This window comes from Paenibacillus sp. MAHUQ-45, assembly GCF_058133325.1.
The window spans coordinates 176847-197337 of sequence record NZ_JBYUPV010000011.1 but is presented as its reverse complement, the minus strand read 5'-3'; the positions used below and the strand labels follow the sequence as shown (position 1 = coordinate 197337).

The 20491-nt window shown below is 48.3% G+C and carries 14 protein-coding genes; 6 read left to right on the top strand and 8 right to left on the bottom strand.

The annotated features are described in order from the left end of the window. Positions 1-135 precede the first annotated feature (135 nt). Both AC3Y23_RS22300 and AC3Y23_RS22295 read left to right on the top strand, forming a co-directional pair. The gene (locus tag AC3Y23_RS22300) at positions 136-1767 is read left to right on the top strand and encodes a type 2 periplasmic-binding domain-containing protein (RefSeq protein WP_379203149.1); all 1632 of its coding nucleotides are present in this window, start codon (positions 136-138) and stop codon (positions 1765-1767) included. Positions 1768-1860: 93 nt separating this feature from the next. Further along, entirely contained in the window at positions 1861-3210 is a 1350-nt protein-coding gene (locus AC3Y23_RS22295) for a glycoside hydrolase family 30 protein (RefSeq protein ID WP_379203147.1), read from the top strand. A 234-nt stretch (positions 3211-3444) separates the two neighbouring features. On the opposite strand, the gene AC3Y23_RS22290 is transcribed toward AC3Y23_RS22295, so the two are convergent. Next, positions 3445-3873 carry a hypothetical protein gene (locus AC3Y23_RS22290; protein ID WP_379203145.1) on the bottom strand — a complete coding sequence of 143 codons (429 nt, stop codon included), beginning with the start codon at positions 3871-3873 and terminating at the stop codon, positions 3445-3447. A 418-nt stretch (positions 3874-4291) separates the two neighbouring features. On the opposite strand from AC3Y23_RS22290, the gene AC3Y23_RS22285 reads away from it, so the two are divergent. Continuing rightward, on the top strand, positions 4292-5389 hold the full coding sequence (locus AC3Y23_RS22285; RefSeq protein ID WP_379203143.1) for a polysaccharide deacetylase family protein: 1098 nt from the start codon (positions 4292-4294) through the stop codon (positions 5387-5389). A gap of 21 nt (positions 5390-5410) precedes the next feature. After that, a complete protein-coding gene (locus AC3Y23_RS22280) occupies positions 5411-6565 on the top strand; it encodes an MFS transporter (protein ID WP_379203141.1) in 1155 nt (384 codons plus the stop codon). 185 nt (positions 6566-6750) lie between these two features. Here the strand turns inward: AC3Y23_RS22280 and AC3Y23_RS22275 are convergent, their stop codons facing one another. The 6 genes from AC3Y23_RS22275 to AC3Y23_RS22250 form a co-directional block, all read right to left on the bottom strand. Further along, positions 6751-8082, bottom strand: coding sequence for a 6-phospho-beta-glucosidase (locus tag AC3Y23_RS22275; protein WP_379203139.1), 1332 nt, complete (start codon positions 8080-8082; stop codon positions 6751-6753). A 5-nt stretch (positions 8083-8087) separates the two neighbouring features. Then, a complete protein-coding gene (locus AC3Y23_RS22270; RefSeq protein ID WP_379203137.1) occupies positions 8088-9083 on the bottom strand; it encodes an N-acetylglucosamine kinase in 996 nt (331 codons plus the stop codon). Positions 9084-9153: 70 nt separating this feature from the next. Further along, a complete protein-coding gene (locus tag AC3Y23_RS22265; RefSeq protein WP_379203135.1) occupies positions 9154-10143 on the bottom strand; it encodes a LacI family DNA-binding transcriptional regulator in 990 nt (329 codons plus the stop codon). Positions 10144-10273: 130 nt separating this feature from the next. Next, positions 10274-11650 carry an ABC transporter substrate-binding protein gene (locus tag AC3Y23_RS22260; protein ID WP_379203133.1) on the bottom strand — a complete coding sequence of 459 codons (1377 nt, stop codon included), beginning with the start codon at positions 11648-11650 and terminating at the stop codon, positions 10274-10276. Positions 11651-11702: 52 nt separating this feature from the next. Further along, positions 11703-12581 (bottom strand): carbohydrate ABC transporter permease, encoded by an 879-nt coding sequence (locus AC3Y23_RS22255; protein ID WP_379203131.1) that lies wholly within the window; start codon positions 12579-12581, stop codon positions 11703-11705. Beyond that, the gene (locus tag AC3Y23_RS22250) at positions 12578-13435 is read right to left on the bottom strand and encodes a carbohydrate ABC transporter permease (RefSeq protein WP_379203203.1); all 858 of its coding nucleotides are present in this window, start codon (positions 13433-13435) and stop codon (positions 12578-12580) included. The genes AC3Y23_RS22255 and AC3Y23_RS22250 overlap by 4 nt, the downstream gene beginning before the upstream one ends. Before the next feature lie 545 nt (positions 13436-13980). Between AC3Y23_RS22250 and AC3Y23_RS22245 the strand changes: the two genes are divergently transcribed. Together AC3Y23_RS22245 and AC3Y23_RS22240 are read left to right on the top strand one after the other, a co-directional pair. Continuing rightward, complete coding sequence (locus AC3Y23_RS22245) at positions 13981-14730, top strand: YdcF family protein (RefSeq protein WP_379203201.1); 750 nt, start codon at positions 13981-13983, stop codon at positions 14728-14730. A 31-nt stretch (positions 14731-14761) separates the two neighbouring features. Then, positions 14762-15859, top strand: a complete 1098-nt coding sequence (locus AC3Y23_RS22240; protein ID WP_379203129.1) for a threonine aldolase family protein — start codon at positions 14762-14764, stop codon at positions 15857-15859. A 126-nt stretch (positions 15860-15985) separates the two neighbouring features. Here AC3Y23_RS22240 and AC3Y23_RS22235 read toward each other — a convergent pair whose 3' ends face one another. Beyond that, positions 15986-20260 carry a S8 family serine peptidase gene (locus AC3Y23_RS22235; RefSeq protein ID WP_379203127.1) on the bottom strand — a complete coding sequence of 1425 codons (4275 nt, stop codon included), beginning with the start codon at positions 20258-20260 and terminating at the stop codon, positions 15986-15988. Positions 20261-20491: the final 231 nt, after the last annotated feature.

Genomic DNA, 20491 nt, shown 5'->3' with positions numbered 1-20491 from the left:
AAATAAGAAATCTGGGGACAACAGCGACCGGAAGTCCAAACATTCACCGTAGTAACGACCGAGCCTTACGTTGGTTTCTTAAATTCATCTTACATAGGCAAGACATGTGTATTTACCAAAATGGAGGTTACTAACATGAAGAGATTTGCAAAAGGAATTAAACTGGGTTCGGCTCTTCTGGCCGTTGCCCTGACCGTTAGCGCATGTGGTGGTTCAGGTGGATCAAACTCGGCAAGCAGCGAATTGCCAGCACTAGGTGATCGTTACACGCCAAATGCAGATACCCCGGCATGGCAGTTGGATACGAAAAAAGAGACCACTGACCTAACCTGGTATGTGAACGCAGAATGGTGGAATACCGATTTTGGCAAGGATTTGGTGACGAAGAAGATTAAAGAAGATTTGAACATCAACATTAAATTTATTACCGGTGATGATTCCAAGCTGAACACCTTCTTTGCCGGAGGCGACATGCCGGACGTGATTACAGTGTTCGATTCTAACTCGGCGGTAGCGCAGAAGGCATCCACTTGGGCTTGGCCTTTGAACGACCTGGCTGAGCAATATGATCCATACTTCAATAAAGTAGCCGCTCAAGATACCATCAAATGGTTCCAGCAAAAAGACGGCAAAACATACGGATATCCAGACTACTCCAATACACAGGCTGATTACGACAGCGGCGATATTCCTGCTAAACAAGCCTTCATTATCCGGAAGGATGTATATGAAGGAATCGGCAAGCCTAGCATGAAGACACCTGAAGAATTTGTCGCAGCTATGAATAAAATCAAAGTCCAATTCCCTTCGTTGGTGCCATTCGGCTTCAATGCTATCGGCAACGGCACTGGCTCATTGGGCGATGGATTCCAGGATTACCTGGGCGTACCGCTGGAAGATAAGGACGGCAAGTTCTATAACCGCAACCTGGACGAAAGCTATTTGACTTGGCTGAAAACGCTTAATACCATCTATCGTGATGGTGATATTAGTGACGATAGCTTTGCAGACGACGGTACTGCTTTTGATGAGAAAGTAAAATCCGGTAAATACGCTGCTATATACTTAGATGGTACACCACAACAAGGTGGTAACCTGCAAGTATTCATGAGTGCTAACCCGGGTAAAGAGTACATCGCTATCGATGGTCCTCAGAGCACCATTGGCAACCAGCCGCTCCTTAACCAGACTGGTATTACCGGCTGGATGATCAGTTACATCACCAAGAAGGCTAAAGATCCGGCGAAAGTAATGCAAATCTTCACCTACCTGCTTAGTGACGAAGGTCAAATGCTGATGAACTTCGGTATCGAAGGCGAGACGTATAAGAAGAATGCCGATGGTAAGGTGGAGTTCCTGCCAGCAATCAAAGATCTTCAGGAAAACAATGCAGATAAGTATAAAAAAGAGTACCGGATCGGCGAGTTTATCTTCTTCGGTCATGACCGTTACAAGGCCCTTAGCGATGATTCCTTCCCAGAATCTATCCGTCAGATGCAAGAGTGGGGTAAAGGCAAGCTGACACCACACTTCATTTTGGAAAATATCAATCCGGACCCAGGTACACCGGAAGCACGTTCTTTGACAGCGATCGACACGACTTGGTATTCCACAATGGTCAGCCTGATCCGCTCTAAGAGCGATGATGATTTCAACAAAACATTGGATGCCTACAAGAAGGTCCTTGACGACAATAATTGGTCTAAAATCGTAGAGATTCGCAGCGAGAAAATGCAGAGTAACAAAGAAAAGCTGGGAATGAAATAAGTTTGATCTAACGAAGGTGCCCCTATTGAAGGGGCCCTCCTTCGTTACCGGCAGGGTTGTCAACAAACTGTACACTAGTCTGGAGGGATAATGATGACTGAACTTATCATTTATGAGTCCAAGGGAGAAGGAGATCTGTTCGTTGAACGGACCGTGGAGACCTTGACTCCAGTTGTAGAGGAAGCGGGACATACGGAAATTAACCTGGACAGGAACCAAACCTATCAAGAGATGGACGGCTTTGGCGCCTCCTTCACCGATTCATCTGCCTATCTGATTCACCAGGTACTGAGTGCGGAGCAGCGTTCAGAAGCTATGACTCGTTTGTTCGATGCCCAGGAAGGGATTGGACTCTCCGTTCTGAGAAACCCGATGGGTGCTTCGGATTATGCCAGAATGTTCTATAGCTATGACGACAGGCCGGAAGGGGAGATTGATCCGTCACTGGAGCATTTCACCATTGCTCATGATGAGGAGGATGTCATTCCGCTAGTAAAAGAGGCTTTGAAGCTGAATCCAGCGATTAAGCTGTTTGCTTCACCTTGGAGTGCGCCAGCATGGATGAAGACAAGTGGCTCCATGAAGACCGGGGAACTGAAACAAGAGTTCTATTCTTCTTATGCCGATTATTTTGTGCGGTTTATTCAGGCCTATAAGGATAAAGGTCTTCATATTTATGCGGTAACCCCGCAGAACGAGCCTTTATATGAGCCGGCTCACTATCCAAGCATGCTGATGCTGCCAGAGGCACAGGCTGATTTCGTGAAGAATCACCTGAAACCGAGCTTCATCAAGAGTGGACTGGATACTAAAATTCTTAGTTACGATCACAATTGGGACCGGCCGGATTATCCGCTGACCGTAATGGAGCAAGCCAAGGATAGTGTGGATGGGGTGGCCTGGCATTGGTACGGCGGTAAGGCATCCGCTCAAAGTGAAGTGCTCGAAGCCTTCCCGGACAAGGAAGTACACTTCAGTGAAGGCTCCGGTGGAGAGTGGATTCCGCCATTTGAGGAAGCATTCTCTAACGTAATGCGCACGGGAATTGAAATTCTCCGCAATCACAGCAAGTCTTTTATTCTATGGAACATGGCGCTTGATGAGAAGAATGGTCCGACAGTACCGGGCTTTGGCAAAAGCACCTGCCGCGGCATCCTGCTAATTAATCAGCAGACCGGTGAACTGGAGTACACCTTGGATTACTATGCGCTGGCGCATTTCAGTAAGGTTATCCGTCCAGGCGCTAAGCGTATTGCATCGACTGCCAGCGCAGAGCATGTCCGTTCGGTGGCTTTCACCAACCCGGACAAGTCCGTTGGTATCGTCTTGTTCAATGACAGCGACGAAGCTCAAAATGTCAGCATCAAGCTGCAAGGACAAGAAGTTCTGTCCTGCAATCTCATTGGTAAGAGTGCCATTTCGGTTCTTGTACCACAGCAATAATTGACTTATTCGACTGTTGCTATGCTATGGCGAAACACCCTCGCAACCACTGATAAAGTGGGGACGAGGGTGTTTTTGTTTTAATGTGTACTTTTTATGGAATTAAAATTATTATATATAAAAATTTTAAAAAATACTGAGTCTTATTTACTAATTTTGCTAAAAAAATAATATTGAGGAAAAATACTTGTAAAGGTGTCTTTAAATCAGAAAATTACAGCCAATCCTAATCCTTCACTTCATAAAGGATTTTAGTTCCCCAAGGAAAGGTTGGATTGTTTTGATCATATTATAGCCCGTCTTCATCAGTGGCATGGTGCGTTGAATCATGCCGAATAAGCCCATCTGGCCGAAGCCTCCTCCTGCTGCTGTTGCCGCCTCTGTTCCGGCTTCAGCGGCCGTGGCAATGCTGGCGGCGTTAGGCGGACCAGTAAAGGGATCGAATATGGGGAAGAAGCCTGAGACTCCAGCTTTTTTACGGGGGGATGTCTTCTTGTAAGTTTGTCTTCTTGAAGCAGGTCTGCTTGGTCTGGAGAGAATCAAGGCTTCTTTCTCAAGTCCGGTTATCCATCCTACATATGAACGTCCATTGTGCAGGGTAATGCAGACAGGCCGGCCCTGAAGCTTCTGTGCCTGCTTACGGATCTTGGTTGAACTACCCATAGTGAATCACCTCCATTTATTTGATTTACTTTATAGTACTCAATTCATGACAGGTTGCCTGTGCAGACAACTATTTTTGGCTTGTTACATCAGTACTATGTTTACAGGGCATCTATGGTTCATAATTAATGGGTTAATAATCCAAAAAAATGGGATTCAGGAAGAAAGTGAAGAAAAAAATTTATTAATCAGTACAGTTCTCCTTCTATTTGTAATAGCGGGGTGTTCGGAGAAAAAAACGATGCAGCCCTGTATCCCGGCTGTCCCTGCAAGAACTGCAGCAATGAGTCCATATTCATATCCTGACATTAACATCGCTTTCGATGAAAGTAGTGGTGAACAGCCCAACAATTCATGGGAAATTACCCATTTCTCCACTATAATAAATGTATATAACCCATAGAAATGAGGCGGCAATATGTCAGCTAAGGCGGTTTGGAGCGGAGATACCAATCAGGCGATTTGCGCGTTTACGTTTGACGATGGGCCTTCCCGGCTTCCACTTGAATTGTGGCTGGATGTTCTGGAGGAAGAGGGCGCAGTAGGCACCTTTTTCTTCACAGGAGAATGGATGGATCGTCACCCGGACAAGGCGCGGGAGATTCTGTTCAGAGGGCATGTGCTCGCTCCCCATACCTACCATCACCGGCGGATGGCTCAGGTTCCGAAACCAGTGTTTCTGGAGCAGTTAAAACTGACCGAGCTGGCATATCAGGATGCAACCGGTCTGGCGTGTCCCAGCTTCATGCGTTTTCCGTACTGTTCGTTCCGTGAGGAGAATCTGGATTGGCTAGCCGATTGGGGCGGGTATCTGGATATTGAAGGTGTGGATTCGGGCGATTGGGCCGGGATTTCTGCAGAGGAGATTGTGGCACGTGTCGAGCCGGAGCTGAAGAATGGCACGATTGTAGTCATGCATAGCAATGATATCGCGACAGGATCACCAGAGGGTCTGAGACAGCTTATCCGTATCGCCAAGCAAAAAGGGCTTCAGGCCGTAGGCGTTCCTGAAATTCTGGACTCCATTGGTGCTGAGACCGAGTATAGACCATGGAAGATCACAGTGAAGGTTCCAGATGAGCTGGATCATCCGGTGGAGAAGTGGGTGCCGCTTCAGAATGATAGTCAGCTTACTGATCTGGCGACCCAGACGATCCAATGGAACACTCCACAGTACACCCTTCAATTCTCCTCGGAGAGTGAGTGGCTGGAACACCTGAAGACACCACTGGAGGAGTTTGGTGTGATAGAGGATCGAGAAATGTTCACCCTCAGGGAGTTCGATGGCAGCTATTGGGGATATCTGCGTGCTGGAGTCCGTGGCGATACGTTGGTATTACTAGACTTTGCGGCTAAGGAGGCACAGGCCGACACACTGGTGTATGTACTTCGTCTGGCAGCTGAAAAGGCGATGTCGCTCGGATTGACACATATTGAGGCCAGACAGGATCTTCGCAAGATGCACGAGATGTGCAGACAGCTCGGCTGGAGTGCAGAAATCGAAGAAGATCGTTAAGAAAGAGGAGCAGTGTCATTCGTGAGGACATTATCAAGCTATTATTTTTTATATTACCTGGCCATGTCTGTTCTGATGCCGTATACAAGTCTGTATTTCAGTGAGAGAGGCTTCAGCTTCACTGCCGTAGGCTTGATTCTGTCCTTATGGGCACTGGTAAGTGTGGTTGCTCAGCCGGTTATGGGGCTCATTAACGACCGGTTGGGCAATCCCAAACGAATCATGCTGATCTCTTCGATCCTTGCCGCAGTGCTGGGCTTTGGGTTTAACTTGATGGAAGGATTGACCGGGATCATTATCCTGTCTTTGTTCTTTGCCTGGTTTCAATCCTCTGTTGGTCCGGTGGGCGATGCGCTCGCGGTGGAAATTGCCAGCCGTGACGGCTTTTCTTTCGGTAACGTGAGGCTGTTCGGAGCTTTGAGTTATGCCATAGGTACATTCACTACAGGAATTCTGTATGAGCGATTCGGTTACAGTCATATTTTTGTCTATTATTTAGTCATTAGTTTGATCGTTTGCGTGACGATTCTGTTTCTGCCCACAACGAAAGTGTCCCGCAGCAGAAAGGTGACGCTCTTCGGACAAATGGGTGAGGTTGTTCGTAATAAGCCGTTTATGATATTTGTAGTCACCAGTACGTTAATGATGATGTCAGCTTCTATTAATTTGAACTTTCTACCACTGTACTTCAAGGAAATGGGCTTCAATAAAAGCTGGATCGGCAGCGCCTTCGCCATCGCGGCCATTATTGAAGTGCCGATGTTCTGGGTAGCCACTCGGCTTAGCAAGGCTATCGGAAGATACCCACTGCTGTGCCTGGCCGCTGCGATCTATGGCAGTCAATATCTTGTCATGTTCCTGTTCTCTAATGTATCGCTTACGCTCGCGGTTCAACTGCTGAATGGTGTTGCCTTTGCTTTTGCCGCAGGGACAGCTGTAGAGGTGGTTCAGAGTTATGCCGCAGAAGGGACCAAAGCAACATTGCAGACGGTCTATGCAGCAGTAACCTGGGGCCTCGGTGGCATTGTCGGAAATGCGGTCGGAGGTGTCGTCACGGACCATCTTGGTGCAAAGTTTCTGTACCTAATCCTCTTCTGCCTGTGCGCCACAGCTTCATTATTATTTATTGTGAACAGGCATCATCAGCCTTCGGTGGGTCAGGAGATTGGCTTGTAACAGAGGTTAGAGAACGAATGTTGAACAGAGGGGTTGTTGAGTGATTAAACAATCGCGAAGATAAGTTCCACAATGCTCACCCTTGATTTATCAAGAGTCTTTACTAGCACATGTGAAAAAAAGCTGCCCCATCACTCGCGGATTTGACCGCGTTGGGGCAGCTTTTTCTATCGGATCAAGTTCATTTATTGTTTGGAGGATACGGCCTCATTAGCGAAAAAATTAGGCAGATACTCCCTGTTGGCTTCCAGCATTTCATCCAACATCTTAATGGCCACTTCCACGGATGGAACCAGTGGATGATGGGCCAGTGCTTGAATGGCCAGCTCACGGCTGCCAGTCACAGCGGCTTCAATTGCCAGCTGCTCGTAGGTTTTAACTGCATGAATGAGTCCCTTAGCCATTGGCGGAACGGCTGTCAGTGGAAGTGGCAGTGGTCCGTTCTTCGTGACGACACAGTTCACTTCAATGCTGGCATCATCGGGCAGAAAATCCAGAATACCGTTATTGGCGACATTCAGCGTCTGGATATCATTCGCACCGTTATACAATGAGCGCATCAGGTTGACAGCTGCTTCTGAATAAAAAGCGCCGCCGCGTTGTTCGAGCTGCTTCGGCTTTTCTTTCAGCTCCACGTTGCTGTAGATTTCGAACAGCTCTTCTTCCACACGCTTTACGACCTCGGCACGGTTGCCGCCCTGCTTAAAGGATTCCAACTGTTCTTCCAGCATAGCATCGGTCATGTAGAAGTACTTCAGGTAATAGGAAGGCAAAGCATGAAGAGAGTGCAGGAATTCTGGATTCCATTCTCGGGCAGGCACATTCTTGGCACTGTACGCAGTTGTATCGGCTAGCATTTCATCAAGCTTGTTCTCGCCCTCAACATCAATGCGGGTAATCCAGTGCAGGTGGTTGAGACCCACAAATTCGGCGTATACCCGATTTGGGGCTACGTTGTATTTGGAGGAGACTTGCTTGATCAGGCCGATAGGAGCGTTGCATAGGCCGATGCTTTTGACATTGGAGTATTTCAGGACAGCTTCTGTGACCATTCCCGCCGGGTTGGTGAAGTTGAGCAGCCATGCGTTCGGAGCCAGTTCCTCAATATCGCGGCAGACGTCAAGAATCACAGGAATCGTGCGCAGAGCTTTCAACATGCCTCCGGGACCGGTGGTCTCCTGACCAATAACCCCATACTTGAGCGGGATGGATTCATCGCGGGCACGGGCATCCAGCATACCGACACGCATCTGTGTGCTGACAAAATCAGCACCTGCGATGGCTGCGCGGCGATCTGTCGTCAGATGGACTTCGATCGGGAGTCCGGATTCCTCAACCATCCGTTTGGCGAGGTTGCCGACAATGTTCAGCTTGCGCAGTCCTGGTTCAATGTCCACCAGCCATAGCTCACGAATAGGTAGTTCCTTGTGATGAAGAATGAATCCTTCTACGAGTTCCGGTGTGTACGATGAGCCTCCGCCGATGACGGCGATTTTCAGTCCTTGATTAGCTGTCATAATAATCACTCCTGTCTGGTAGTTTGTTTAATGGATTCGAATTCCTGAAAAACCTTCATCTTGTCATAGACTTCACTACTGATCGTCATCCCGTCACTTTCCATGGCTGACCATACTGCACCAACCACCGGTTCGGTAGTTAGGGTGACCACGGTTGCCTGTGGGGCCGCAATAGCTACGGCTTGTTCAATGGGATTGCGAATCCAGCCCCGGTCTCCGCGAGTCAACAGGCTTCCGGCTAGCACGACATCGAAGATGTCCTTTTCCATGCCTAGCCGGTGGATGACAGCGGCAGCCGATTTGCCCAGCTCGACACCTTGCCGATGCAGGATTTCCAGAGCAACAGCATCGCCCTCCGCTGCGGCCTCGAACAGCAGGCGGGCAGCATCTGTAGGCACGTGCTTCCCGTGGTCTAGAAAATCATTGAACATGCGCTCTACACTCTCATACCCTAGCATTTTTAGCAGCGGGGCAGTCAGGAGAGTCGGTTGTTCCCGCCCGTCCCAAGCCCGGATGACAGATCGGAACACTTCAATGTTAAGCGAGCCTCCGCCGCCAAAATCACCATACATATAGTCGAAGCCACCACACTGATAATGCTGTCCATGCAGATTTCGGCCAGCAGAATTGGTACCTGTACCGCAGATGAGGGAAACACCATATGGACGGTTAGTGCCTGCTCGTAGCCCAATCATGGTGTCACAATTGATGGTGTATCTGGTAAAACCGATATCGCGGATGATCGGGTGCAAAATCTCATAATCGGCATCACGGTCGGCACCCGCCAATCCCAGATAGGCGTGCTGAATGTCGTCCAAGCTGAGCCCGGCATCCGCCAAAGCGCCGAACGTAGCTTCACGAATACTACTAGCTGCCCGGGCGGCATCCACCTGATGATTGCCGTTGCCACTCTTGCCTTTCCCTAGTACATTGCCCTGTTCATCGCTGAGCAGGGCGTAGGTTTTGGTTCCTCCCCCATCGAGTCCCAAGTAGTAAGTCAATGGTCTTCACTCCTAAGTGAATATATATTATAGAAAAAAGACTGCGGCCGATCAGCGAATGGATGTCAGCCTAGCTGGAGATTGTAGATTCGCGAATGATCAGCTCAGGATCTATCCGTACCCCGGACCCGCGCTTCATCTTGCCAGAGATACGCCGCAGCAGCATATCTGCTGCAGCCTGCGCGATTTTGTCCGCAGGCTGCCGAAGGGTCGACAGATGCGGACGAAGCTGTGAGGCAATGTAATGATCATCATAGCCGACAACGGCTACCTGCTCCGGTACTGAGATCCCCGCCTCCATCAGCGCGTTGATAACCCCAAGGGCGATATTGTCGTCACCGGTGAATACGGCGGTAGGCAATTTTCCTTCGCTTAACCAGCGTTTACAAGTGTCATAGCCAAATTCGATTTCGAAATCACCCTGTACGATTTCAAAAGGAGTGATTCCCTTTTCCTGAAGCGCCAGTACAAATCCGTTGCGCCGTTCCCGTGTACTGCGGAACATCTCATGTCCGCACAGGTGCGCGATAGACGTATGCCCGAGCTCCAACAGATGGCTTGCTGCCGCGTAGCCACCCTTGAAATTGTCGATTGTGATCGAATAGGTATCATTCTCTGGCTCCTGATTATCAATCAGTACATATGGGATGCCGCGTCGTTTCAACTGCATGATATAATTCTCTTCTCCGATCGGCGAGAGCAGAATCATACCGTCTACCCGGTCTTCCTGAATGAGATAGTGATCCTCATCAGATTCAATACCTCTGGAGATGGCGATTGCCAGGAAATAGCCATGCAGCGCCAGTACCTCATTCAGTTCCTTAACAACAGCGTCAAAGAACGAGTCGTGCAGGGTGGTTACTACGAGGCCGATAATCCCCGTTTTTCCGCTAGCCAGGCTGCGTGCAGCCGCATTGGGGCGGTAATCCAGCTCCTTGATCGCATCCAGCACTTTCTGCCGATTCTTCTCGCGTACCGAGTCAGCGCCGTTCAACACCCGTGATACCGTCACGACAGACAGACCGGATTTTTTGGCTACATCAAATATGCTCACTTTCATGTCTTGTGCTCCTTGCAGCAGATTTTCCGAATGTATTATCTACCATTAGTATACAGGGTGGAGAGTCGGTCCGCTAAACAATAAGATTCCAAGCAAGGATACCGCCCCTTCCGGGACGGTATGCGGGCTATTAACGTTTGATGATCTCGGTCACTTTTTTCTGAATGGTGCCCATAACCTCTTCAAGCGTCTTATGTCCAGTCTCCACAGGCTGCATTTCATTGATGAACATGTCATTGATTTGCGAGTAGTGGGTGATCAGATGGTTGTAGGATTCATAGCCGTACTTCACAGCCCCTTCGTACACCTTCTTCACATCTTCAGGATCAATGCCGTCAAAATGCTTGTAGTAGGCTTCAGCCGCTTCTGTATTGACCGGCGGGTTGCCGCCGCTCAGCTCAATAGATTTTTCCTGGATTTCGGTACCCAGCAGGAATTTAATCCATTCAAAAGCTTCTTTAGGATGCTTGGAATCCTTCAGAATCAGCAGTGGGTCAACAAACAGGGTGCTGCGTACCTTGTCATTGCCACCCCATGGCACTGCAGCTACGCCGACTTTAAACGGAAAATCGTTGGAACCGGCAAGGTTCCACGAACCGCCCACAGACATGCCGATCTTGCCTGCTACGAACGGATCACCATTCTGTCCGGCCACACTTTTGCTCCATTCAGAGGTAGGGGAGACCTTATCCTTGAACACGAGATCGAACAGCTTTTGATAGGCTGCAATGACTTTTGGGGAGTCAAAATGAGTCTCAGAGGGAACACCGCCATTGGTCCAAGTATCCTCGGAATACGGCTCAGCTCCGAAATAGAGCGGACGCATATCACGTTCAGACCAAGTGAAGTCTACGCCGTACTGTGTTTTGGAGATGTCGCTGGAGACGACAGTCATCTTCTTGGCGTCCTCGACCATTTTGTCAAACGTCCAGCTCTTGTCCTCGTAGTCGCTTGGCGGATATTCCAGCTTCGCTGCATCGAACATGTCCTTGTTGTACAGCATGAGAGTCACATACATATTCACCGGAATGCCGTAGGTGCGGTCTTTAACCTTGTAGATCTTCATCAGGTTCTCAGGGATATGATAATCGTTGGCGTTGAAGCCTTCTTCTTTAATCAGATCAGTCAGATCAAGTAGCATGCCTTTATTGTAGTATTCGGCGAACCCGCCGTAACCGTAGTGGCTTGTAACGTCTGGCGACTTGCCTCCGGCAATCAGCGTTTGCAGCTTGCTGTCAAACTGCTCATAAGGCGCTTTTTCCACTTTCACCTTAATGTTCGGATGCTCTTTCTCGAAGTCGGGGATCAATTTCTCAACAAAAGTGCGGTCCTCTGAATCAATAGTGTAATAGGTAATCGTCACGGGTTCACCCTTGCCGCCGGAACCGTTATCGGGCCCTGATGCTACATTTCCTGCCGATTTTCCGCCGCTACAGCCTGATAGTGTCGTAAGGAGCAGCAAGCTTGCCGTGAGTAGAGATACAACGTTGTTCCTGTTCTTCTTCATGAGCTAATCCCTCCAGGATTCAGTGTATGATTCCGCCAGAGTAGGCGGTTTATTACTTAATGCCTGTAAGTACAATCCCTTCCACGAACTGCTTCTGTGCTACTGCAAATAGTGTCACGATAGGAACCATAGCCAGCACAGAGGCTACCATCAACAGATGCCAAGGCGGAATGCGGAACCGCGATGAAGTCAGAGAGGCCATGCCGACGGGAAGTGTGAATTTCTCAGATGAGCTTAAATAAAGTACAGGTGTGAGCAGATCATTCCAGCTATAGATGAAGGCGAAGATCGCCACGGTTGCCAGTGCCGGCGCAGAGAGTGGAAGGGCAATCTGGCGCCACATTCGCAGTTCCCCGCAGCCGTCGATTCGACCTGCATCGAACATTTCTTCCGGGAGCGTGGTGAAGAATTGGCGAAGCAGGAAGATGTTATACGCCGAGCCGAAGAATGCAGGGACAATCAATGGCAGGAAGGTGTCGATCCAGTTCATTTTGGAAAATAGGATAAACTGCGGGATCATGATCGCCGGATAAGGCAGCATCATTGTACTGAGCAGCATCATGAACCAGAACTGATTGCTCTTTCCTCTATATCTGGCGAATCCGTAAGCTACCAGGGCTGAGGAGATCAGGGTACCGATGACACTAAGGACGCCGATAATGAGACTGTTCTTGTAGAGTGTTCCGAATTGCAGGGTGTCAAAAATCTCCGTATAGTTGCTCCACTGCCAGCTCTCCGGCAGGAAGGTAGGTGGAAACTTCAGCATCTCCTTCTTGGACTTGAGCGAAGTGGAGACCATGAAGAACAGGGGAAGCAGCATCAGGAATGTTGTGATGACCAAAGTAATGAAGCTGATAATCTTGACTGGCCCAGCCTTTCGGCGTGAACGTGAACCCGATGATCGGGGCGTAATGCTTGGGATGGTGCTCATTTGCGTACGCCTCCTTCATAGTGAACATAACGGTTGGACAGCTTCATAATTAGGGCTGTGCACAGCATGACTACGATCAGCAGTACCCAGGCCAGGGCCGAGGAGTAACCGGCACGATATTCTTTAAAGGCGCTGGTATAGAGGTTATAGACGTAAAACCAGGTGGAGTAGTTCGGACCGCCCTGAGTCATAACAAAGGCTTGAGTGAATACCTGGAAAGAATCGATCAGACCCATAATCAATTGGAAGAGTATTACTGGTGAGATCATTGGCAGTGTGATGTGCCAGAAGATCCGGTGACGTCCCGCGCCATCCAGCTTTGCAGCTTCAATGAGGCTTGAAGGTACACCCTGCAGTCCTGCAAGGAAGAGGATCATCCCGGAACCGGCGGTCCAGAAGGACATAATAATCAGTGCGTACAGTGCGGTGTCCGGATTCATTAGCCAGGCTGGACCTTGAATACCGAACCAGGAAAGAATGTAGTTGAACAATCCGATCTGCGGGTTAAAGATCCAGTACCACAGGAGGGACATCGCTACACCGGATACCATGCTGGGGAAATACATTGCTGTTCGGAAGAAGCCACGGAGCGGAATCGTTTGGTGGAGCAGTAGTGCAAAACCGAGCGAGAGCAGCAGTTGAATCGGTACACCAATGAAAGTGTATTTGAGAGTGACTACTACTGATTTCCAGAACAGTTCATTGTGAAACATCTCTTTGTAATTGGCGAGACCGACGAACACAGGTGGATGAATAATGTCATAATCAGTGAAGCTGTAGTAAAACGATGACAGAATAGGATACAGAGCGAAAATAAAGAAGCCGATTAACCAAGGAGAAATAAACAAATACATAAAGAATGTCTGCCGCCGGCTCTCGCTATTGATCACGACCACACCAACCTTCCTGGTTTAAAAGTATAAGCGCTTTAACTTTAATTCGTAAATTAGCTGTGAAAATTAAGAATTAGGAGTGTTATCGGTACAAAAGTTAAAGTGCTTTAACTTTTGGTTCCTCCAATGTCATTATCATAGAGGATTAAATCGAAATAATCAATACCTATTTTCAAAAATAAAGCGCTACCAGTTATGTTATATGACATATAATATGATCTATTTTTATTATCAGGGCCATAATTGATGATATTCTTCGATATATATGTAATATTTTATTACGTAATAGGGCGATTTTTTATTTATATCTTGCTGTTAGAATGGTTTTTTCGAAAATATGTCAGGTTTTATGTGATGAGGGGATCGAAAAAAGTTCGGGAAACTGGGCGAAGCCCTATCCAAGGGACGAAAAGGTGTGAAGTATGGGGGGTGTCCGGTTATAATTATCGTGTGGCAAGGGGCCATAGTTCAAACTGGGTTTACCCCGGTTAGGAGGTGTGATCGGTCTGATTTATCTAATTAAATTTGTCTATAGCTTCGTACTCCCACCGGGACTGTTCGTGCTGCTGCTTCTGGTGCCGATTATCTGGTTGTGGAAACGTGAACGAAGGGTCTCGTTATTCCTACTCGTCGTTACCTTGTTATTCTATTTATCCTCTACATCACTTGTCAGCGATCTATTCATACGCGGGCTGGAGCGGCAATATGCGCAGCCAGAGGCTGCACAGGGAGATGTTATCGTTGTTCTTGGCGGTGGGGCCACACTTACAACGCCTGATCTGAATGGCAAGGGTAATATGCTGGGTTCAGCAGCGAACCGATTGCTGACCGCCGTACGGCTGCATAGGGCCACTGGCTTGCCAATTCTGTTTTCCGGAGGTCAGGTCTTCGCCGATAGCGGCAATGAAGCGAACATTGCAAAACGGCAACTACTCGGCCTTGGAGTGGCGGAGAGCGACATTCTTGTCGAAAATAGCTCACTGAATACCAAACAGAACGCGGTTAATACGGCGCTCATCCTGAAGGAACACGGATTTAACCACCCAGTACTCGTGACCTCTGCATTCCACATGCCACGGGCGGTGGTAGAGTTTGGCCAAGCTGGGCTCTCGGTGCAGCCTTTTCCAACCGATTATGTATCAGATAGCAAGTTCGTTTTTTACCCTGCCAAACTATCACCCAATGCCGGGGCGGTTAGCACTACAGGGCTGGCTTTGAAAGAGTATTTGGGTCTTTTTGTAGCCAAGATTCGTTGATCTACTAGATCTGAGAGGAGCAATAAAGTTCATGCAAGAGAAGCTGTCATTAGCAGAAGCCTTTAAAGAAGCTGCCTTTCAATTGCCGGCTCACGGTAAACGGAATGTGCAGGTGCTGAAAGAAGTTTTCGAGCAGATGGAGGGTCACCTCGATTCCGATATATATGGAACTGGAAAGATCATTGAGGATTTTCAAACGGATATGGCAGAAGTGCTGGGGAAGGAAGCGGCGGTGTTTTTTCCAAGTGGGACCATGGCACAACAGATTGCCTTAAGAATATGGTGTGACCGCAAAGGTTTGAGCAAGGTGGCCTATCATCCGCTCTGTCACTTGGAGATTCATGAACAAGATGGTTTGAAGAAACTGCATCATATCGAACCTGTGCTGCTCGCTGATAAGAATCGCTTAATTACGCTTGAAGATGTTCAGGGGATGCCGGAGGAGGTTGCTTGTCTGCTATTGGAATTGCCTCAACGTGAGATCGGTGGGCAGTTGCCGGATTATAGAGAGCTTGAAGCCATTTCTGCCTATTGCCGGGAAAAGGGAATTCATCTTCATCTGGATGGCGCAAGATTGTTCGAGATTTTACCGTATTATCAGAAGAGTGCTGCTGAGGTTTGTGCGCTGTTCGATAGTGTGTACATCTCTGTCTATAAAGGGATCGGTGGGATTGCCGGAGCTGTTCTGGCTGGCGCAGCGAGTTTCACAGCGGAAGCGAAGGTATGGAAGCGGCGGCATGGCGGGGACTTGATCAGCTTGTACCCTTATATCATCCCTGCCAATTTTTATTTTAAACAAAGAGTTCATAAGATGGAGAAGTATTATGAAGAGGCTAAGGAGCTGGCCGTTTTATACAATCAATGCCATGCGATCACTACGCTTCCGGTAGTGCCAGTGTCGAATATGTTCCATGTACATGTATCCCTGCCCAAAACGGTAGTTGAGGATGTATTAATCGATCTTTATCAGGCCACGGGGATTGGACTCACCTCTTATGTAAGGGAAGTAGATGAGTTCTCTTCGTATTATGAAGTGAGTATCGGAGACAATTATAGTGAGGTTCCCCAAGACAAGCTGCAATCATTATTCGCTATGCTGAACGAAAGGCTGCAACAAGCTTCTTCCTAAGGAACGGAGTGGAAGGTAGTTGTTTGTTCAGGGGAATAGCCATATATCTTTGTCTGTGAAAAAGAAACGCCCGTCCAAATCCCTATTGGGAAGTGGACGGGCGTTTAATGTCTGACTTGGCCTGGATTAGTCGATCAGGCCAGTTTTGCTCAGCAATTGATGCAAGGTAGCTGCAACTGTCTCGCGAGTAGCTGCTGCTGTCGGATTGAAGCTTGATCCGACTTCGCTGCTAATAACACCAGCAGTAGACAAGGATTGCACGCTATCCTTAGCGTATGGAGCAATCTTGGTGCTATCGGCATAAGTCGTGAATGATGGATTGGAGGCTTTCAGCTCCACACCTGTCAGTTTCACGGCTCTTGCCAGGATAACAGCAAGTTCTTGACGCGTAACTTGGGCACTCGGGGCAAATTTGCCATTGCCGATTCCCAGAATCAGTCCTGCCTCGGAAGCAGCAGCAACATCATTTGCATACCAGTCAGAGGACTTCACATCTGTAAAGGTAGAAGCCGAGCTAGAACGTAGTCCGAGCGAGCGGGACAGCAGCGCTGTGAACTCGGCACGGGTCAAGTTGCTCTTCGGCGAGAATGTTGTTGCCGAAGTGCCTTCAATGATCAGTTTGTTAGCCAGTGCTGTAATATCGGCAGCAGCTGGGGAGTTGGCGATGTCACTGAAAGTAACAGGGCGGCTCACCGCAGCGTAGACCGAGAACCCAGGGCGGCTAACCGTAACGAGAGTCGTGCCGTCTGCTTGTACTTTGAACACGGAAGATACCGGAGTAATCTTACCGTTCGCTTCGAACAGTACGCCAGCTGTGTTAGGTTCAACTTTGCCTGGAATTGTGAAGGATCTCTTAATGAAGACATTATTAGGTACCTTCAGAGTTGTGCTTCCGGAAGCTGTAGTCCAATTAGCTTCAAAGGCTACCGGAGCGCCAATAACTGTTGATCCAGCGCTTGTCGAGAATTTGGAGGATTGGTCATCCGCTTTCTTGATGATCAGATCCAGATTGGCATCGGCTGCACCGCCAGTCAGCAGGCTTACTGGCAAGGCGAATGCAGAACCTGCTGCATTTACAATAATTGTACTCTTCGCTGGTGCACCAGTGAGCAGCTTCACTTGCTCAGCAGTCAGAGCTACTTTAGCAGTTGCATCGGCGGTTACCGGAACATTGATCACAATCGCTGCCGGAGAAGCCGAAGCAGAGGCGATGGCTGCCTTCAGATCATCGTTAGTTACCGTAACGGTTGCTACGCCATTGCTGGAGGCTACAGCAGCCTTCACAGGCGCTTGCTTCAAGCTTTGGTCAATGACTGCATTGGCAGCGCCGCTAGCTGGAGCAGGTGCTGCAGATGGTGCTGGTGTGGCAACTGGGCCGCCTCCACCGCCGCCTCCATTGCTACCACCGGTGTTGGACTCAGGTGTGGCTGTCGGAGAAGGAGAAGGAGAAGGAGAAGGAGTTCCACCGCTCTCTCCGCCGCCTTCTCCACTGCCATCGTTAGGTGTAGGTGTTGTTGTTGGAGAAGGAGAAGGAGAAGGAGAAGGAGTTCCGCCTCCATTATCCGTGCCTGGGGTATTATCCACTCGGAAAGATGTATAGGCTTTGTACAAAATAGGATTGCCTTGTGCATCATTAACGACTCTATTGTTCTTCAATTGAGCGGCTACAATGTTGATTTTATATACGCCATCGTCCAGTTTCTTAATAACAAGGTCACCATTCTCGTCTTCGAGAGGTACGCCGTCTTCATCAACTGCAACATAAGTTCCGTCAATGCCCTTCAGACTGTAGAGTCCAGGTGCAAATAGTTGATTGGCTCCTACTGGAGTCCGTGCATCAAGAATACCGATCTGTTGGTCTTCCAGATTGATAAGATCCACTTCATAATAATTTGTATTTTTAGCTGACAATCTAAATGAAAGATCAGTAGTTTGTTTGCTGGTAGCATTAGGAGTAATCTTAGGGTTGGTCAACTTCACTTCCTGAATGCCAAATGGATTGGCTGGAAGATCATCTACTACATACAGACTGAATGGTAAATGCAAGGTAGGAACACCATCGGCAGTCAGGTTAACCTGTCCTTCATAGAACTTCCCTTTGACTGGATTTGTTAAGTCTAGATTTAGGTTAAAGGTCGTTGTTTTACCCCCGGCGGCAGTGATATCACTGCTGCTCAGAGAGGCAGTAATTCCGTCATGATCAGCATTGTGCCACTCAACAGAAGCGGAGTAGGTCAGGGACTCACTGCCTGTATTTTTGAGTTGCAGATTTTTGGAGACGGATTGTCCGGATAGAACTGTCCCGAAGCTGGCGGAAGAATTATAGTTGATAATATTTTGTGGATTGTAGTCCTTGTCCAGAATGGTGATCGGCTCAAGGGCTTGTAGCAGTGCTTTAGTCGAAATAGCATCTTCTACATTTACACGTCCGGCACCTTGTTGGAAAACATCGTACTCTTCGTTAGGCTCAGCGGTATTAGCCAGAGCTGCGCGAATATCAAATGGTGACCAGTCGGGATGAGCCTGCTTGATCAGCAACGCCAGTCCGGCAACGTGTGGCGTGGCCATACTTGTACCATTTAGACGCTCATATGCTCTGGCGTAAGAGACGTTAGGATCATCTTTGCCGTAGGCGGGATATGTGGATAGGATGCTCACTCCCGGTGCGGTAACATCTGGTTTGATACTCAGTTTGTCATCAGCGTTTGGACCCCAAGATGTGAAGCTAGCAAGCACATCGCCTTTGTCTTCTTGGGGATGGTAATCGGAATCAAATTTGAATTGAACCTTTGTACCTGGGTGACTGAGGATTCCACGCGCTAGAGCGCGACCTTCTTTACCTTTGATATCGAAGGTTGGGATGTTATCAAAACCGTCTCCAAGAAGGGAATTGATATAATCATCACGGTTAGCAATGCTTTCGCGCAAATCGACAGCTCCGTTTGCATCAGCGTTGCCGTTAAAGATCACGATCGCTTTAGCGTTGCGCTCTTTAGCGTTGGCGATCTTATCTGTGAACGCCAGCTGTCCACGAGATAACAAGACAATTGCTCCGTTCAGATCAGTTACACCGTGGTAATCTGCTTCAGCGCCTAGACCTGCGTATACTACATCAACTGGATCGGTGCCGATAATGTCTGCGAAGTTTTCTTTGCCAAGCTCCCAAGCCATCACTTTAAAGTCACCATAAGTGCTGTAAGTGGCAGTTGAAACCGTATCTCCTACGAATTCAGGAGTGAAATGTCCGGAATACTGCTTGCTTGGACTAGTTACTGCTCCGACAGAAATGCCCAATTGGGAAGTGGCAGGCGAGCCGAGGGTATATTGACCTGGCCCAGCATTACCATTAGCAATTACCGCTGTAACGCCCGAAAGCACAGCGTTGTTAATAGCGATGGCATCTGGAGAATTTACATCCTTCTCTTCATCGGAGCCAAGCGATAGGTTAATAACGTCCATATGATCTTTGACAGCGCGTTCGATGCCATCAATAACCTGTGCGGATGAGCCTGAAGCGGAAGAAGGGTTGGCTGGATTGTATCCGAGAACCTTGTACACATAGAGATCGGCATCGTACGCTACACCCTTCTGGGCAACTTCCCCTTGGGTATTAGCGAATTGTCCGATGATAGTACCGGAAACGTGTGTGCCATGAGAGGTGCCGGGGAAATTCTTGCTGGGATTCGGCAGCTCTTCATAAGGATCGTCATCATTGTAGAATGAGTCATATCCGCCTTTGTATGCATCTTTGATGTCAGGGTGGGTGTAATCTACGCCTGTATCAATTACGCCGACTTTTAGACCCTCACCGGTAAAGCCATGATCCCATGCCCAGTCTGCGTGGATCTGCTTCAGAGGGCCTTTGTCGTTTTTCGGAACGATTGCATCCTGAATGGCTGCATCAGCCTGCTCAACAGGCACTGGATACCAGGTGCTGTTCTTATGGATGGAAATAACGCCTGGAATTTTAGCCAGCTCAGGGATTTCATTCGCAGGAATTGTGACTTCAAAACCGTTCAGTACCGTGTTGTACTTGTAATTGACTTCAAGGTCCAGTCCAGCCTTAGACGCTTTGTTCAGGACATCGGTTTGTTGGCTGTTAACTGCGGCTTCGGTGGCTGTGGAAGCTAGCGAGGAGATACCTTGCTTCGCTGCATATTTGCCGACGGCTGCCGGCTGCCCGCTAAGTTGTACGATGACGCGAATGTCATCTGTGGATTTTGTATTGATCTGAGGCGAGATGAATGTTTTCTGAGAACTTTGAACCAATGAGAGTACGCTTTGGCCGATTTTAGGTTGCGCTGCTCCTGCTGCGGAAACTCCTCCGGGAATCGTGCTGATCGTCACTCCCGCGGCAAGTGCCAGCAGTGATAGTTTACGAGATAATTTGCCCCACTCCAAAAAAATCCCCTCTTTCATAATGATTTTTCAAAATATACTTTTTCCGGCTTCTCGGCGAAATCGCGGCAGACTCTCCTTTCCTATGAATTCAAAAAAATAATTCCACCCAAGTTAGTAGGAAAAAATGTTAAGAAGATTTTACCACTGGTAAAATGTAAAATCTATATGAAAATAAAAAATATTTTAGTAGATTTTCAACCCTTATATTGGAATATAAAGATTATGATGGGC

Excerpts from the sequence above, each read along its gene's own strand:
- AC3Y23_RS22255 (WP_379203131.1), bottom strand. The coding sequence starts at position 12,581 with ATGAGCACCATCCCAAGCATTACGCCCCGATCATCGGGTTCACGTTCA.
- AC3Y23_RS22275 (WP_379203139.1), bottom strand. The coding sequence starts at position 8,082 with ATGACAGCTAATCAAGGACTGAAAATCGCCGTCATCGGCGGAGGCTCA.
- AC3Y23_RS22300 (WP_379203149.1), top strand. The coding sequence starts at position 136 with ATGAAGAGATTTGCAAAAGGAATTAAACTGGGTTCGGCTCTTCTGGCC.
- AC3Y23_RS22260 (WP_379203133.1), bottom strand. The coding sequence starts at position 11,650 with ATGAAGAAGAACAGGAACAACGTTGTATCTCTACTCACGGCAAGCTTG.
- AC3Y23_RS22250 (WP_379203203.1), bottom strand. The coding sequence starts at position 13,435 with ATGTATTTGTTTATTTCTCCTTGGTTAATCGGCTTCTTTATTTTCGCT.
- AC3Y23_RS22285 (WP_379203143.1), top strand. The coding sequence starts at position 4,292 with ATGTCAGCTAAGGCGGTTTGGAGCGGAGATACCAATCAGGCGATTTGC.
- AC3Y23_RS22295 (WP_379203147.1), top strand. The coding sequence starts at position 1,861 with ATGACTGAACTTATCATTTATGAGTCCAAGGGAGAAGGAGATCTGTTC.
- AC3Y23_RS22240 (WP_379203129.1), top strand. The coding sequence starts at position 14,762 with ATGCAAGAGAAGCTGTCATTAGCAGAAGCCTTTAAAGAAGCTGCCTTT.
- AC3Y23_RS22290 (WP_379203145.1), bottom strand. The coding sequence starts at position 3,873 with ATGGGTAGTTCAACCAAGATCCGTAAGCAGGCACAGAAGCTTCAGGGC.
- AC3Y23_RS22265 (WP_379203135.1), bottom strand. The coding sequence starts at position 10,143 with ATGAAAGTGAGCATATTTGATGTAGCCAAAAAATCCGGTCTGTCTGTC.